Raw genomic sequence first — 15,267 nt, forward strand, 5'->3', positions numbered from 1 at the left:
GCTGGGGAACTCTAAGCCTGAGACAAGGAATTCTGGTAAAAATTTATGAGCGGGAAAGTTGTTGAAACTGTAAAGATCGCTAGCTACGAGATTGTGGAACAACTTTATTCAGGTTCTCGCACCAAAGTATATCGGGCAATACGAGAATGCAATTGCCAGCCAGTTGTCATCAAGCTTTTAAAACGAGAATACCCGACTTTGGGCGAATTACTACAGTTTCGCAACCAATATGCGATCGCCAAAAATCTCGATATTCCTGGCATCATCAAACCCTACAGTCTCGAAGCCTATAATAATGGCTATGCCTTGGTAATGGAAGACTTTGGCGGTATTTCCCTACGGGAATTTACTTGTGGAAAACCACTGCCATTAGAAGAATTTCTACCCATTGCCCTGCAACTGCTAGACACTTTACACCAGTTGCACCAACACCGCGTCATTCATAAGGACATTAAGCCAGCCAACATTCTAATTCACCCTGACAGCAAACAAGTCAAACTAATTGACTTCAGTATTGCCTCGCTCTTACCAAGAGAAACTCAGGAAATTCAGAGCATCAATGGACTCCAGGGCACTCTAGCGTATTTATCCCCAGAGCAAACTGGGCGGATGAACCGAGGTATTGACTACCGCAGCGACTTTTATTCATTGGGTGTGACATTTTTTGAGTTACTGAGCGGACAACTGCCTTTTACATCCGATGAGCCAATGGAATTAGTGTATTTTCATATCGCTAAACAGCCCCCCTCCATCTGTGACCTCAACCCCAAAATGCCTTTAATGCTTGGAGAGATTCTTGGCAAGCTGATGGCCAAAAATGCTGAAGACCGCTATCAGAGTACATTGGGACTGAAATATGACTTAGAAAAATGTTGTCGGGAATGGCAAGCAACAGGCAAACATACCTGGTTTGATTTGGCACAGCACGATATTAGTTCTCGCTTTCTCATCAGAGAAAAACTCTACGGACGAGAGCAAGAAGTCCAAACTTTACTAGAAGCATTTGGGCGAATTGCCAATGGAGGAGCTGAGTTGATGTTGGTGGCTGGTTTCTCCGGTATTGGCAAAACTGCGGTGGTGAATGAAGTACATAAGCCAATTGTCCGTTGGAGTGGGTATTTCATCAAAGGTAAGTATGACCAATTCAACCGCAACATTCCCCTGTTTGCTTTTGTTCGAGCTTGCCGCGATTTGATGACACAATTACTCGGCCAGAGCGACAGTCAACTCGAACAATGGCGAACTAAAATTCTGTCTGCTTTGGGTGAAAGTGGACAGGTAATAATTGAGGTGATTCCGGAATTAGAACAGATTATTGGCAAACAACCGCCTATACCAGAACTATCAGGTAGTGCTACCCAAAACCGCTTCAATCTGCTGTTTATCAAGTTTATTCAGGTATTTGCCACAAGAGAACATCCGTTGGTTGTGTTCCTAGATGATTTGCAATGGGCAGATTCAGCATCACTGAATTTGCTGAAACTGCTGATGGATGAAACTGTAAACGGCTACTTATTTATTATTGGTGCGTACCGGGATCACGAAGTGTTTGCGGCTCATCCGTTACTGCTGATCTTGGAAGAGATTCGGAAGGTAGCAACGGTTAACACTCTGACGTTGATGAACTTGAGTCAAAGAGATGTCAACTATTTGATTGCAGATACATTGAGTTGTTCCACAGAAATTGCCCTACCATTGGCTGGACTAGTTTATCAAAAAACCAAAGGCAATCCGTTCTTTACAACTCAGTTTCTCAAGGCATTACACGAGGAGGGGCTAATTAACTTTAATTGGGATGCCGGTTTTTGGCAGTGTGACGTGGCACAAGTGCGATCGCTGGCTCTCACTGATGATGTTGTTGAGTTTATGGCAATTCAACTTTTAAAGTTGTCGCCCAAAACTCAGGAAGTTTTGCAACTAGCAGCTTGTATTGGGAATCAATTTGATTTAAATACATTGGCAATTATTTATCAAAAATCCCAGACAGAAACTGCGGCGGATTTATGGAAAGCGTTGCAAGAAGGATTTGTAATTCCCATCAATGAAGTTTACAAATTTTATCAAGATGCATCATTACCAACAAATCATGATAACGGACAAAAAACAGTTTATAAATTTTTGCACGATCGCATCCAACAAGCGGCTTATTCTCTGATACCTGAGGAGGAAAAACAAGCAACACACCTGCAAATTGGACAACTGTTGCTTAACAACACACCAATTACAGAACTAGATGCAAATTTGTTTGAGATTGTCAATCAACTCAACATTGGTAAATCCTTGATTATTGAGCGATTGCCACAAATCGAAATCGCTGCACTCAATTTACAAGCAGGAAAAAAAGCTAAAGCTGCCACAGCTTATGCAGCTGCTTATCAGTACTCAACTACAGGTCTTGCTTTACTCAATTTTTCTCCATCTCTAGATGATAACTGCTGGCAAACACACTACGACCTCGCCTTGGCACTGCACGAATTAGCAGCGGAAACTGCATACTTAAGCGGTGATTTTAGACAGATGGAGCAATGGGCAGATATTGTCATCCAACAGGCAAAAACCGCTGTTGACAAAATGAAAGTTTATGGTGTCAAAATCCAAGCTTCTATGGCCCAAGTTAAAAAGCTAGAAGCAGTCAAAATTGGATTAGAAGCTCTAAAACTTGTAGGAGTAACCATACCAGAATCACCGCAGCCTTCAGATATTCAACAAGCACTGAGTCAAGTTGCAAGTAATTTGGAGACGAAGAATATTGAAGAATTGACTAACTTACCATTAATGACAGATATCGAACATTTATCTGCTGCCAGAATGTTAGCCACTATCGGCCCTGCTACCTATCAAGCTGCACCGATACTATTTCCATTGGTGATATCTGAATTGGTAAACTTATCAATCACCTATGGCAATTCTCCTTTCTCAAGTTATGGCTACGCTTGTTACGGTATCCTTTTAAATGCAATATTTAAAAATATTAAATCAGCTTATCAAATTGGAAAATTAGCTTTAAATTTAGCAGAAAATTTCAATGTTCCAGATATCAAAGGCTCTACATTTTTTGTGGTGGGAGTTTGTATACTTCATGCCAAAGTCCATCTGAAAGAAACTTTACCAATTCTCTGGGATGCTTACCAAAGTGGTTTGGAAGGCGGGAATTTTGTATTCGCTACCCATGCTGCTATCCATAAATACCAGCACACTTACCTAATGGGACAAGAGCTAACAATAGTTGCCCAAGAAATGGCAACCATGAGTCATGTCCTAACTCGGCTCAAGCAAGAAAATGCTTTAAACTTTCATCAAATCTTTCAACAATCAGTCTTAAATTTACTGAATATCTCAGAAAATCCATGCATCTTGCAAGGTGAAGTTTACAACGAGGAAATAGGTTTACCAAAGCTTATAAATGCTCATGATAGAACAGGATTGCATCATTTTTATTTTAATAAATTGATTCTTTACTACTTGTTTGGAGACTATTCACAAGCACAGGCAAATGCACAACAAGCTGAACAATATATAGATGGAGTGCCAGGTCTTGTGGTTGTACCAGTGTCTTATTTTTATGATTCTTTGGCGCACTTAGCAATTTACCCATTCGTAGCAGATTTGCAAAGAGAAAACCTCCTGAATCGAGTTAGGAATAATCAGGAAAAAATGCAACAATGGGCTAGCGATGCACCAATGAATTTTCAACATAAATTTGATTTGGTTGCAGCAGAACAGCATCGGATTCTAGGCAACAAAGCTGACGCAATTGACTATTACGATCGCGCCATAACTCTAGCCAAAGAACACGGCTACATCCAAGAACAAGCACTAGCCAACGAACTAGCTGCTAAATTCTACCTAGATTGGGGTAAACAGCGCATCGCCCAAGAATACATCACCGAAGCTTATTATGGCTATGCTCATTGGGGTGCCAAAGCCAAAGTCGCCGACTTAGAAAAACGCTATCCCCAACTACTGGCCCCCATCCTCCAGCAAACCCACTCTCTCCTCTCCACGTCTGAAACCATCTTCAACTTAGGAACTGTCACCTCCACCAGTTCCGCCAGTTCCAGTAGTAGCAACGTCTCTGTGGCTTTAGATTTAGCTGCGGTTCTCAAAGCTTCTCAAATCCTTTCTGGCGAAATCGAACTGGAAAAATTGCTCTCAACATTGCTGGATATTTTGATTGAAAATTCTGGAGCCGAGAAATGCGTGTTGCTGCTATCCCACGAACAACAGTTGATGGTGCAATCCGTCACTGGTAGTGATTTTTGCCCGATGCTGCACAAACCACAATTTCTTGAAGACAGCGAGGATGTGCCCATAAGTTTGATTAATACCGTCAAACGCACCCTACAACCTGCGGTAATTATTGATGCTAGAGTAAATCGGCAATTAACTAATGACCCTTACATCCAGCGACAACAGCCCAAGAGTATCTTGTGCAGCCCGATTTTGCATCAGGGTCAATTGCTTGGTGTATTGTACCTAGAAAATAATCTTGTGACTGGAGCCTTTACCAGCGATCGCGTCAAGCTGCTCAACTTACTTTGCGCCCAAGCTGCCATTTCTCTGGAAAATGCCCGACTTTATGCTAATTCCCAGAACTACGCCCAACAATTGGCACAATCTTTAGCAAAATTGCAGGCTAGTGAAACCCGCTTTCAAAATTTGGCAAATAATATTCCTGGTATGGTGTATCAATTCCGTCTAGCTGCGGATGGTTCAAGTTCAACACCCTACGTCAGTTCTGGCTGTTTGGATTTGTATGGTTTAGAACCACAATCCGTGATGGCCGGGATACATAGTCTTTACGCTATGCATCATCCTGAAGACGACACAGCTATCGCCAAAGCAATGATCTACTCTGCCCAAACTTTGACACCTTTTAAACAAGAATGGCGGATTATCTTACCTTCAGGAAGCATCAAATGGATTCAATCTGCTGCTCGTCCAGAGCGACAAGCCGATGGTGCAATTGTATGGGATGGGGTAGTAATTGATATTAGCGATCGCAAACAAATCGAAGCATCCCTAGCCAAAGAACGAGAGTTTTTAAATGCCATAATTCACAATATTACTGATGGCATTGTTGTTTGTGATGCTACTGGTAACCTGACTTTATTTAATAAAGCAACTCGTGAATTTCATGGCTTACCAATACAGTCATTACCACCAGAAGCATGGGCAGAACATTTCGATCTCTATCAACCTGATGGTAAAACCCCTTTGTCTACCACAGAAATTCCTTTGGTTCGCGCCTTTCAAGGAGAAATTGTGGAAAATCTCGAAATAGTAATTGCACCGAAGCATGGTTTGAGGAGAATTTTATTATCTAGCGGACAAGCTATCTTTGATAGTCAGGGTAACAAACTTGGTGCAGTAGTTGTGATGCGAGATATTAGCGATCGCAAACTGACTGAAATTGCTTTGCAGCAAAAATCACAAGATTTAGAACAAGCTTTAATTAATTTGCAAAACGCCCAATTACAAATTATTCAAAGTGAGAAAATGTCTGCTTTGGGCAATTTAGTGGCTGGTGTCGCTCACGAAATGAATAATCCCCTTGGTTTTATTTCTGCCACTCTCAAACAAGCTAAACCCACTTTTGCTGATTTTGTTGAACATCTGAGACTATATCAAGAAAGTCTATCCCACAAGAGTGAAGAAATCCTTGACCATGCCCAAGAAATTGACTTGGATTACATCCTAGAAGACTTGCCTAAAGCAATTGATTCCATGACAATGGCCTGTGAGAGATTGAAAAATATTAGCACTAGTCTCTGCACATTTTCCCGTGGCGATCGAGATTACAAAGTTTCTTTTAATATCCACCAAGGCATTGACAGCACAATTTTAATTTTGAAACATCGTCTCAAAGCTAACGAACAACGTCCTGCCATTGAAGTATTGACTGAATATGGAAAAATACCACAAATTGAATGTTTTCCTGGTCAATTAAATCAAGTGTTTATGAATATTTTAGCCAATGCTATTGATGCCTTAGAAGATGCCAATCATGGACGTAGTTTTGAGGAAATTAAACTCAATCGTAATTTAATTCAAATTAAAACATTTCTAGAAAATAACTCCGTCAAAGTTATCATTAGTGATAATGGTAAGGGAATGACAGAAGAAGTCAAACACAAGATTTTTGATAATTTATTTACTACTAAAGGCGTTGGTAAAGGTACTGGTTTGGGATTAGCCATCGCCCGTCAAATTATTTTAGAAAAACACGGCGGCTCCATCAGTGTAAATTCTCAACTTGGTGAAGGAACTGAATTTATAATTGAGTTACCATGTGTGGGCAACAACTAGAAATCAACAATTTATGTTTCTGAGAAAAATAAATTGTTGTTGTTCTAAATTATGTTTTGAAGCAATAGGCAATAGATAAAATTATTCAGTTTAGGTGATTAACAGTTAACTGTTAACCATCAGATTTCAAATGTATAATTTTATCCCTAATTCAAATTAGGGCAAACAGTCCGAAGATTCTGGTAGTTTCTATTGCCTATTGCCTATTGCCTATTGCCTATTGCCCATATTTTTAAGTTTTTCCAGCCACAACAGAGTTTTCATTCAATATTTCCAGGGCTGCTTGATATTGCACATCGGCAGTTGTGCCAATTTGTTCGCGATTCAGGGGTGCTTGGGAAATTACTTTATCTGGCTTAATACCCAGTTTATTAATATCCCGATGTTGAGGAGTTTCATACTTAGCAATTGTCACTGCCAAACCAGAACCATCTGATAATTCAAACAAAGATTGAATTAAGCCTTTGCCAAAAGTTGTTTCTCCTACAAGTTTGGCACGCCCATTGTCTTGGAGGGCACCAGCAAGAATCTCACTAGCACTGGCAGTTCCTTGATTCACCAAAATCACCAAAGGATCGTCGGTTAGGGCTGGGCCATAGGCTTCAAAACTACCTTGAATGCCTTGTCGATTCACTGTGTAAACAATAGTGCCAGAGTCCAACCACAAACGGGCGATTTCAATTCCGGCTTGCAATAGTCCTCCAGGATTATTTCGCAAATCTAGAATGTAGGCAGCAGCTCCTTTTTTTTCTAGACTAGAAATAGCGTTTGCCAATTCCGTGGAGGCGTTGGCATTGAATTGAGTAAGACGAAGATAGCCAATGGGCGTACCCTGCTCTGAAACACGCAATTGGGAAATCACAGGATTAAGAGTAATGCGATCGCGCGTCAATCGAATTTCCGTTTCTGCTTCTCCGTCTCGTTCGATGAGGAGAGTCACAAGGCTGCCACTGGGCCCGCGCATTTTCGTCGCAGCTTCATCCAAAGTCAAATTTTCCGTGGGAATACCTTCAATTTTGAGAATGCGATCGCGTGGTCGAATCCCCGCTTTCTCCGCCGGTGAACCGGCTATGGGAGCCACGACTTCCAACTTCCCTGTTTCAGCATTGAGAGCAATTTGCAATCCCACCCCCGTCAATTCCCCAGAAGTGTTTACCTGTAAGCTGCGGTACTGTTCTGGGTCTAAAAAACGGGTAAAAGGATCGTCCAGGCTCTTGAGCATAGTCTGAATCGCACCATAAGCCGCATTAGAATCGCTCAGCGGCTTTTCGAGAACTTGTTGCCGGACTAACGCCCAATTTTGATGGTTAAACGTCTCATCTAGGTAAGTACGATTGACGATTCGCCAAACTTCAGAAACCAGCTTTTGTTGTGCTGTCAAAGCCATTGCAGGCTGAGTAATTATACTCAAAGCCAAGCAAAAGGCCATTAGCAGTGAAAATCCAACTCGAAAAAACTGTTTGTTCATGAACCCCATTATCAATTCCACCTCAACCCAAATTGCCTAGAAATGCCCTGTTGTCTCGTTGTTGATGAAATCTATCTCTCGATTATGTTACTTTTTTTATAGAAGTGGTGCATTCTTCTCATCAAGTTGTTTACTCAACTGATGCAGTTCATCCCACTCAGCAAACGATAAAATCTACTTTGTGTCCACCATTTTCCGTGTTGGAGCATAAAGGGATCGCAATACATTCCATCTTTACAGAGTGTAAAGTTTCTAAAAACTTTTAGCACTCTGAAAGCTGACAAACAAAAAAGTCCCCTTTACTAAAATCCCAAAATTGCTAATTGGGAGAGAAGTCACGACTCGGCGGCTTCTGGAAAGTCCACAAAGGGTTATGCTGCTACTCTAGACTGTGGCATGTGGTGGGGGAGAGCCTAAAGCTGAACTCGTAAAATGCCGAGGCTAGAAACCCTAAAAACTTTCGTCGCCGATTTAGAACTTCGGAATTTATCAAACGCAACCGATTCTTAGGAACTTGAGATTGTATGGCCAACGTTTACGACTGGTTTGAGGAACGCCTGGAGATTCAAGCGATCGCCGAAGACGTTACTAGCAAGTACGTCCCTCCCCACGTCAACATCTTTTACTGCCTGGGTGGAATTACCCTAACTTGCTTTTTAATCCAGTTTGCCACTGGATTTGCCATGACGTTTTACTACAAGCCAACAGTCGCTGAAGCTTTCTCCTCCGTTCAATACATCATGAATGAAGTGAATTTCGGTTGGCTAATTCGCTCCATCCATCGCTGGTCTGCCAGCATGATGGTATTGATGATGATTTTGCACGTCTTCCGGGTTTATCTGACTGGTGGCTTTAAAAAGCCCCGCGAATTGACCTGGGTAAGTGGTGTCATCCTGGCTGTAATCACTGTTTCCTTTGGAGTTACCGGCTACTCCCTACCTTGGGATCAAGTCGGCTACTGGGCTGTGAAAATCGTTAGTGGTGTACCAGAAGCAATTCCCGTGGTTGGTGTTTTAATCTCCGACCTATTGCGTGGTGGTTCTAGCGTTGGTCAAGCAACATTGACTCGTTACTACAGCGCACACACCTTTGTTTTGCCTTGGTTAATTGCAGTCTTCATGCTGTTTCACTTCTTGATGATCCGCAAACAAGGTATTTCTGGGCCTTTGTAATTCCAAAAATTAGCAAAAGGCAACATTTGTCAGTTTCCAGATGAAGTTGTTTGTTTTAAACTTATGGAACACAAAAAAATAATTCTACATAAGTTACAAAAAACAAACACTTGCATTGTTAGGCGAAAGCTTTAGACGCCCTGGAAGCGGCTGACCGCAAAAAGACACATCGCCGCCTACCGCTTGCTAGGGTTGTCTAGTAGCTCATAGCTTTCACAAATGCTTTAATTCAACTTAAGCAGGAGAGCACATTTAAAAATGGCAACACAGAAAAAACCTGACCTCAGCGATCCCAAGTTGAGAGCCAAACTAGCTAAAGGCATGGGTCACAACTACTATGGTGAACCAGCTTGGCCTAATGACCTACTTTACGTATTTCCCATCGTAATTATGGGTTCCTTCGCAGCAATTGTGGCTCTAGCTGTCCTCGACCCAGCAATGACGGGCGAACCAGCAAATCCTTTTGCCACTCCATTGGAAATTTTACCAGAGTGGTATTTATATCCAGTTTTCCAAATTTTGCGATCGCTTCCTAACAAACTTTTAGGAGTGTTAGCAATGGCAGCTGTACCCTTGGGACTAATCCTCGTTCCCTTTATTGAGAACGTCAATAAATTCCAAAACCCTTTCCGCCGTCCAGTTGCAACCACAGTGTTCCTCTTTGGCACCCTCGTTACCCTGTGGCTAGGTATTGGTGCTGCCTTCCCCTTGGATAAATCTTTGACCTTGGGACTATTCTAAAATTAGTCACCAGAAAGTGCTTTGACGCCTGTGAATTTTTAGAGCATATGCAGATGTGCTTTTCAAAAAATAAACAGGCGTCAATTTTAATAATCAGACTTGAATTTTGGATTTTACCTTTGAGGTGGAAAAGCGTCAAAATTAAATATAAAACAGTCAAAATTCCGAATTTATAAGGAATTTAGTATGATTGATATAGTCATTCATCACAATCTTCTTTTGATTCTGGAACTTCAAATGACTGCTCCTTTTGTCTACATTCCCTTTGAAGTTTTCAGCTAAAAAGCTGAGGTGGAACTTCCAAAATGTCAAATCACTAAAAATCAATCATTAAATTTAGGATTGCCTATTTTGGATTAACCCCAAGCACTCTGGATAGGGGCTTGGAAGTTTTAAATTTTGGATCGAAGGATTGGTTTAGCTGGCTAGTGGCATGGTATATAACCTGCTGATTTGCAGGACTACCAAAATAATTTTTAATCTAAAATCTAAAATCTAAAATCTAAAATTGGCATCGTCAACAATACAAATACTTTTCATTTAGCTCCAATGTTAAGTTGCCAGTTTAACCCTTGAATGCCAAAATTGTTCATGTTTTGTATTTTTTTACGCAGAATATGTCAATTTAGATTAATAGATGTCAGAAAAATTTTGCAAAAACTGCAAAATTTGATCGCTAGCAACTTGGGTTTACTTTCATTCAAGTCACAGTTAATGCTTACCGTAGTGCAGCAAGACCATCTGACGGTCAGGAGCGAACTCAGCCTCCTAGACGATGTGCAAGAATGGTTTGAGCAATTTTTTCTTCAACATTTGTCTCAACTTGGCTGGCCACAAACTCAACTCGAACGCCTGAATTTAGCATTAGCAGAAGGCTTTACCAACGCTGTTCGTCATGCCCATCATGCTTTGCCACCGGAAACAACCATTGACATTGACGTTTATCTGTGGGTCGATAGGCTAGAGATTAGAATTTGGGATCATGGAAAACCTTTCAATCCAGATGCTATCCCAGAGCCAAAGCCAGGTAGTCTGATCGTAGGCGGATATGGATGGTTTCTCCTCAGGCGCTTGGCTGACCGTGTGGTGTACGAACGCGGTACAGATGGTAGAAATTGTCTGCTAATTGTCAAATATTCTACAAAAGTACTAAAGTCAAAGTGAAGCTTTTTTAAGGGTAAGCTAAAGCAAAGATACTTATCGATGCCAATTTGAGATTTTGTGGAAAGTACGTAGTAATCGCTTAGCCTTCACGTGTTGCAAAAGTGAAGAACCAACCGCTGTTTTACTTTTTTCTTTTTACACAGCTATGAGCACCGTTGACGCCAAGATGCGTCTTTAACTTGATTATCATAGCCAATAATTGCTTAAGCAAATGCTTATTTGATTGACATAAATATACTACTTTTTCAAGAATATGTAAATCAACGTCATGTATTTTTTAGGTGAAATTGCCTAACTATTATGATTTTTTGATGAGAGAAAAAAGAGTATTCTTGTATAAAAAGAATTATTGAATGTAGTAAAGATAGCATTCGAGTTGTAGAAGCTCCCTTGTTAAGATTTGTCAGCAGTGTTGAGAGTCTTGTTTTTGTTCTCCAACAACTGCCATCTGGTGCTTAATAGAGAGATAGAATACATAGGGGAGAAAATATGACTAAGACAGCCCTAATTACAGGAATCACTGGTCAAGATGGCTACTATCTCAGCCATTTGCTCCTTAATCAGGGTTACCGAGTTGTAGGATTAGTACCCCCGCATCGACAGCCTAATTTGACAAAATTAGGAACCCTAGCAACTCAAGTAGAAATTTTTACAGTAGACTTGAGGGATAGTACGGCACTGTTAACGGCCGTTGAACAGCTGCGTCCCCAAGAGATTTATAATTTGGCAGCTCCGAGTTTCGTCCCAGATTCCTGGAACAATCCCTTGGGGACTTTAGATTTGATCACTGGTACTGCTACCAGACTTTTAGAAGCAGTGCGACACGTTGGTTTGTCTACCAGATTTTATCAAGCCAGTAGTTCAGAAATGTTTGGCGATGTTTTCTCTTCACCCCAAGATGAGGAAACTCCTTTCCGTCCCAAAAATCCCTATGCTGCGGCTAAGATGCACGCCCATTGGACAATGGTGCATCACAGACAACGCTATGGATTATTTGCCTGTAGCGGAATTTTATATAATCACGAGTCTCCCCTACGCGCGCCTCAGTTTGTCACACGCAAAGTTTCATTAGCAGTTGCATCAATTAAATTGGGTTTAACTGACACTTTAGAAATGGGTAACCTAGATGCCAAACGCGATTGGGGTTTCGCAGGCGATTACGTACAAGCAATGTGGCGGATGTTGCAAGTAGACGAACCAGAAGAATACGTGATTGGTACAGGTAAGCTACACAGTGTCAGAGACTTAGTGGCTACAGCTTTTGAGTCTGTGGGATTAGATTGGAAAAATCATGTAATTATAAATACTGATTTATTGCGGCAAGATGAGCATTTTCAACTAGTTGCCAATCCTAGTAAAGCGCAAAGAAACCTTGGCTGGGAACCGCAATTAAGCTTTGAAGAACTTTTAGAAACGATGGTGAAAACAGATTTAGAACGATTAAAAAGCGGTGCCATCGCCCCATTGCCAAGAGTGTAAATAACCAAACATGCTCATTACTACAGTGACAGAAAATCGAAAGTTAAGTAATAAAGTTAACACAAAAACTCACCACGTCTTCGTGTTCTTAGAAATTTTTGCTCGCGAAGGCGGTATTCAATCATATATAAAAGATATTTTTCGAGCTTATTTGAAATTAAATCCAGGCTATAAAGCAGAAGTGTTTTTGCTGCGGGATAGTCCCAATTGCCTCAATTCTTTTGAAGACGAAAATTTAAAATTTCATTACTTTCAAAATAAATCCCCCCAACTGGGGAGAGTCAAAATGGCAGTGGCTTTACTGAAGTGTCTGTTGCAAAATCGTCCGCAACAAGTTTTCTGCGGTCACATTAACTTAGCAGTATTAATCCAAACCCTTTGCCAGTCCTTGGGGATTCCCTACACGGTGCTAACTTATGGTAAAGAAGTTTGGGAACCACTGAAAAATCAAGAACGCCGTGCTTTAGCATCAGCGGCCGGAATTTGGGCAATTAGTCGCTATAGCCGCGATCGCGCTTGTCTTACCAATGGTCTAGACCCCAAAATCATCCAGATGATGCCTTGTGCCATTGATGGGGATAAATTCACCCCTGGCGACAAACAGCCAGAATTAGTCGAAAAGTATGGTTTAACTGGCGCTAAAGTTTTAATGACAGTGGCGCGGTTGTGGTCAGGGGATATTTACAAAGGCGTAGATGTCACGATTCGGGCTTTACCAAAAATTACCGAGGTTTTTCCACAAGTCAAATATTTGGTAATTGGTCGTGGTGACGACCAACCGCGATTAGCTCAACTTGCCCAAGATTTAGGTGTAAGCGATCGCGTTGTATTTGCTGGTTTCGTTGCCACAGAAGAATTAATGGAACATTATCGCCTTGCTGATGCCTATATTATGCCTTCCCAAGAAGGCTTCGGCATCGTTTATTTAGAGGCAATGGCTTGTCAAGTACCTGTATTATCTGGTGATGATGATGGGTCAGCTGACCCCTTGCAGGATGGTAAACTGGGATGGCGAGTACCACACCGCAATCCTGATGCTGTCGCAGCAGCTTGTATAGAAATGCTGCAAGGTAACGACCAGCGGTGTAATGGACAATGGCTAAGAGAACAAGCGATCGCTTTGTTTGGCTTGGATGCGTTCCAACAAAAGTTACAACACCTGCTTTCATCCCCAGTTCTCAGTCCCAGTGACAAATCACTAATGACTAATGGCCAAAATCGCTATCCTAGAGGGAGAGCAGGACGAAATTTCAAAAATGAGCTTTAAGTCATTTCAATTGAATCTTTTAAATCTCCGACCTTGGCTGACTCTACTAGCAGTTTTTTGGTTGTTAGCATCACTGGGCTTGGGTTGGTTGGTTAATTCGTTGCTAATTATTTTTGGGTTGCTGTTGGTAGCACCCGTTGTCGCTTTTTTTGGTTTTCGTTGGTGGTTGCAACGAAACTTGGTTGCTGACCAGTGTCCCGTCTGTAAATATGAATTTACAGGTTTAAACAACAGCCAAGTGCAGTGTCCTAACTGTGGTGAGTCGTTGTTAGTACAAAATAGTCATTTTCAGCGCTTCACACCAGCAGGTACTATTGATGTCAAAGCAGTGGAAGTACCAACTCAATCATTGGAAGATTAGTCATTGGTCATTGGTTATTAGTTGCTGTGAACTCACAAAGGACAAATGACTATTTCTTTTGTTGCGAAATTGAAAGGATGTAGTTATACTGTTGCCCAGAGAGTTCGCCTACATACAGTGAATACCTTCCTGCCTGCCAGTAACCAGAAAGTTCTGGCTTGCCCCCAGAGTAACTATCTGGTTGTACGCAAAACTTTCCTCCAGGGCCATCAATCAACAGTGTTGGCTGACCTTGGCTCTCCACTGATAATCGTAAGTAAGGCAGAGACTCGGTAACTTGGATAATTTGATTGGGTGCAGTGGTAATATTACCACAATTACTTTTGACAGACCCCCCAGATTTTCCGTTCAAAATTACCGGATCTGGTTGCAGATTCCGATTAATTTCTATCTTGGGTGTCTGTGCTAAATTCACCTCAGCGAGCGTTAAACTCATCACTAAAGCTATAGGAATAATTGTCAATAGACTAAAAGTCTTCATTTTAATCAATGCTCCAGATTTTTCTAGAGCAATATAGTTATATATACGCTGACATAATAGACAACAATAATTTCTATTTTGTTCCCTAAGCTATAGTATCTTTTAATACTCCCAAATAAAGGATTATTTATAGAATTGAGAAAAATTTGGAGTATAAACGTATAGTTAATGAATTGATTTAATCAATCACTATTAATAATATGGAAAATTAGGACTCCATCGTTGACATCATGTTTAATAAGTAATGTTTATTACATTTTAATAGTAATAATACTGTGTGCAGAAAGCAGGCTGAAAAATAAGAAGAAAAAAACATAATTTCTCCCCACTGATAAAGGTCTTGCAGGCACAGACATTAGCTAAAATCACTAACACAAGCACCAAAATAAAATTTGGTTGGTATGTTGTTGAATAAGTGTCCTAGCTGGGGTAGAAAAATTTATGAATCCTCAAAGAGAAGAAGACTTGCAACGTCGCCTCGATAAGCTAGAGGCAGAAATTAATGCTTCACCACAGGTGGTTCCTCAATCACCAGAAGAGCAAAAACAAACATTTGAGTTTAGCTTTGCTAACTTCAACTTGCAACTGGAGCGATTTCGCATTTGGTTTAGCGGTTTATCAGCTACAAAAAAGCTGGTATTTTCGGGTGTAGCAGTGCTGTTGGGCTTGGCCATAGTGCAAGCGGTATTTAAACTGGTTGCATCTGTAATCAGTCTGGCACTTTTAGCAGTGTTAGTGTATCTTGGATACAAATTTTTTGTATCTAGTAGCTTTCAACGTAAGCAATAGTCTATTTTAATTTTGCCAATCCAGACCTAGAAATAA

10 protein-coding genes are annotated in these 15,267 nt (G+C 41.0%); 8 read left to right on the top strand and 2 right to left on the bottom strand.

Annotation, left to right across the window (positions count from 1 at the left end; genetic code table 11):
• The first annotated feature begins 45 nt into the window (after window positions 1-45).
• Window positions 46-6,309 (top strand): AAA family ATPase, encoded by a 6,264-nt coding sequence (locus GNE10_RS00075; RefSeq protein WP_185563104.1) that lies wholly within the window; start codon window positions 46-48, stop codon window positions 6,307-6,309.
• A gap of 232 nt (window positions 6,310-6,541) precedes the next feature.
• On the opposite strand, the gene ctpA is transcribed toward GNE10_RS00075, so the two are convergent.
• Window positions 6,542-7,786, bottom strand: coding sequence for a carboxyl-terminal processing protease CtpA (gene ctpA, locus GNE10_RS00080; protein ID WP_099066428.1), 1,245 nt, complete (start codon window positions 7,784-7,786; stop codon window positions 6,542-6,544).
• 515 nt (window positions 7,787-8,301) lie between these two features.
• Here ctpA and petB point away from each other — a divergent pair.
• The 6 genes from petB to GNE10_RS00110 all read left to right on the top strand — a co-directional run bounded on the left by petB (window position 8,302) and on the right by GNE10_RS00110 (window position 13,961).
• Window positions 8,302-8,949, top strand: a complete 648-nt coding sequence (petB, locus tag GNE10_RS00085) for a cytochrome b6 (protein WP_096534690.1) — start codon at window positions 8,302-8,304, stop codon at window positions 8,947-8,949.
• 258 nt (window positions 8,950-9,207) lie between these two features.
• Window positions 9,208-9,690 carry a cytochrome b6-f complex subunit IV gene (gene petD, locus GNE10_RS00090; RefSeq protein ID WP_099066427.1) on the top strand — a complete coding sequence of 161 codons (483 nt, stop codon included), beginning with the start codon at window positions 9,208-9,210 and terminating at the stop codon, window positions 9,688-9,690.
• Between the two features lie 714 nt (window positions 9,691-10,404).
• Complete coding sequence (locus GNE10_RS00095) at window positions 10,405-10,854, top strand: anti-sigma regulatory factor (protein ID WP_099066478.1); 450 nt, start codon at window positions 10,405-10,407, stop codon at window positions 10,852-10,854.
• A gap of 489 nt (window positions 10,855-11,343) precedes the next feature.
• Window positions 11,344-12,333, top strand: coding sequence for a GDP-mannose 4,6-dehydratase (locus GNE10_RS00100; RefSeq protein WP_185563105.1), 990 nt, complete (start codon window positions 11,344-11,346; stop codon window positions 12,331-12,333).
• 10 nt (window positions 12,334-12,343) lie between these two features.
• Window positions 12,344-13,600 carry a glycosyltransferase gene (locus GNE10_RS00105; RefSeq protein ID WP_185563106.1) on the top strand — a complete coding sequence of 419 codons (1,257 nt, stop codon included), beginning with the start codon at window positions 12,344-12,346 and terminating at the stop codon, window positions 13,598-13,600.
• Window positions 13,590-13,961: a hypothetical protein gene (locus tag GNE10_RS00110; protein WP_099066424.1), complete on the top strand. Its 372-nt coding sequence runs from the start codon at window positions 13,590-13,592 to the stop codon at window positions 13,959-13,961. The genes GNE10_RS00105 and GNE10_RS00110 overlap by 11 nt, the downstream gene beginning before the upstream one ends.
• A gap of 49 nt (window positions 13,962-14,010) precedes the next feature.
• Here the strand turns inward: GNE10_RS00110 and GNE10_RS00115 are convergent, their stop codons facing one another.
• Window positions 14,011-14,442 (bottom strand): hypothetical protein, encoded by a 432-nt coding sequence (locus tag GNE10_RS00115; RefSeq protein ID WP_185563107.1) that lies wholly within the window; start codon window positions 14,440-14,442, stop codon window positions 14,011-14,013.
• A 441-nt stretch (window positions 14,443-14,883) separates the two neighbouring features.
• Between GNE10_RS00115 and GNE10_RS00120 the strand changes: the two genes are divergently transcribed.
• Window positions 14,884-15,231: a hypothetical protein gene (locus GNE10_RS00120; RefSeq protein WP_185563108.1), complete on the top strand. Its 348-nt coding sequence runs from the start codon at window positions 14,884-14,886 to the stop codon at window positions 15,229-15,231.
• Window positions 15,232-15,267: the final 36 nt, after the last annotated feature.

Origin of the sequence: Nostoc sp. 2RC, assembly GCF_014222165.1 — a bacterium.
GTDB classification, from domain to species: domain Bacteria; phylum Cyanobacteriota; class Cyanobacteriia; order Cyanobacteriales; family Nostocaceae; genus Nostoc; species Nostoc linckia.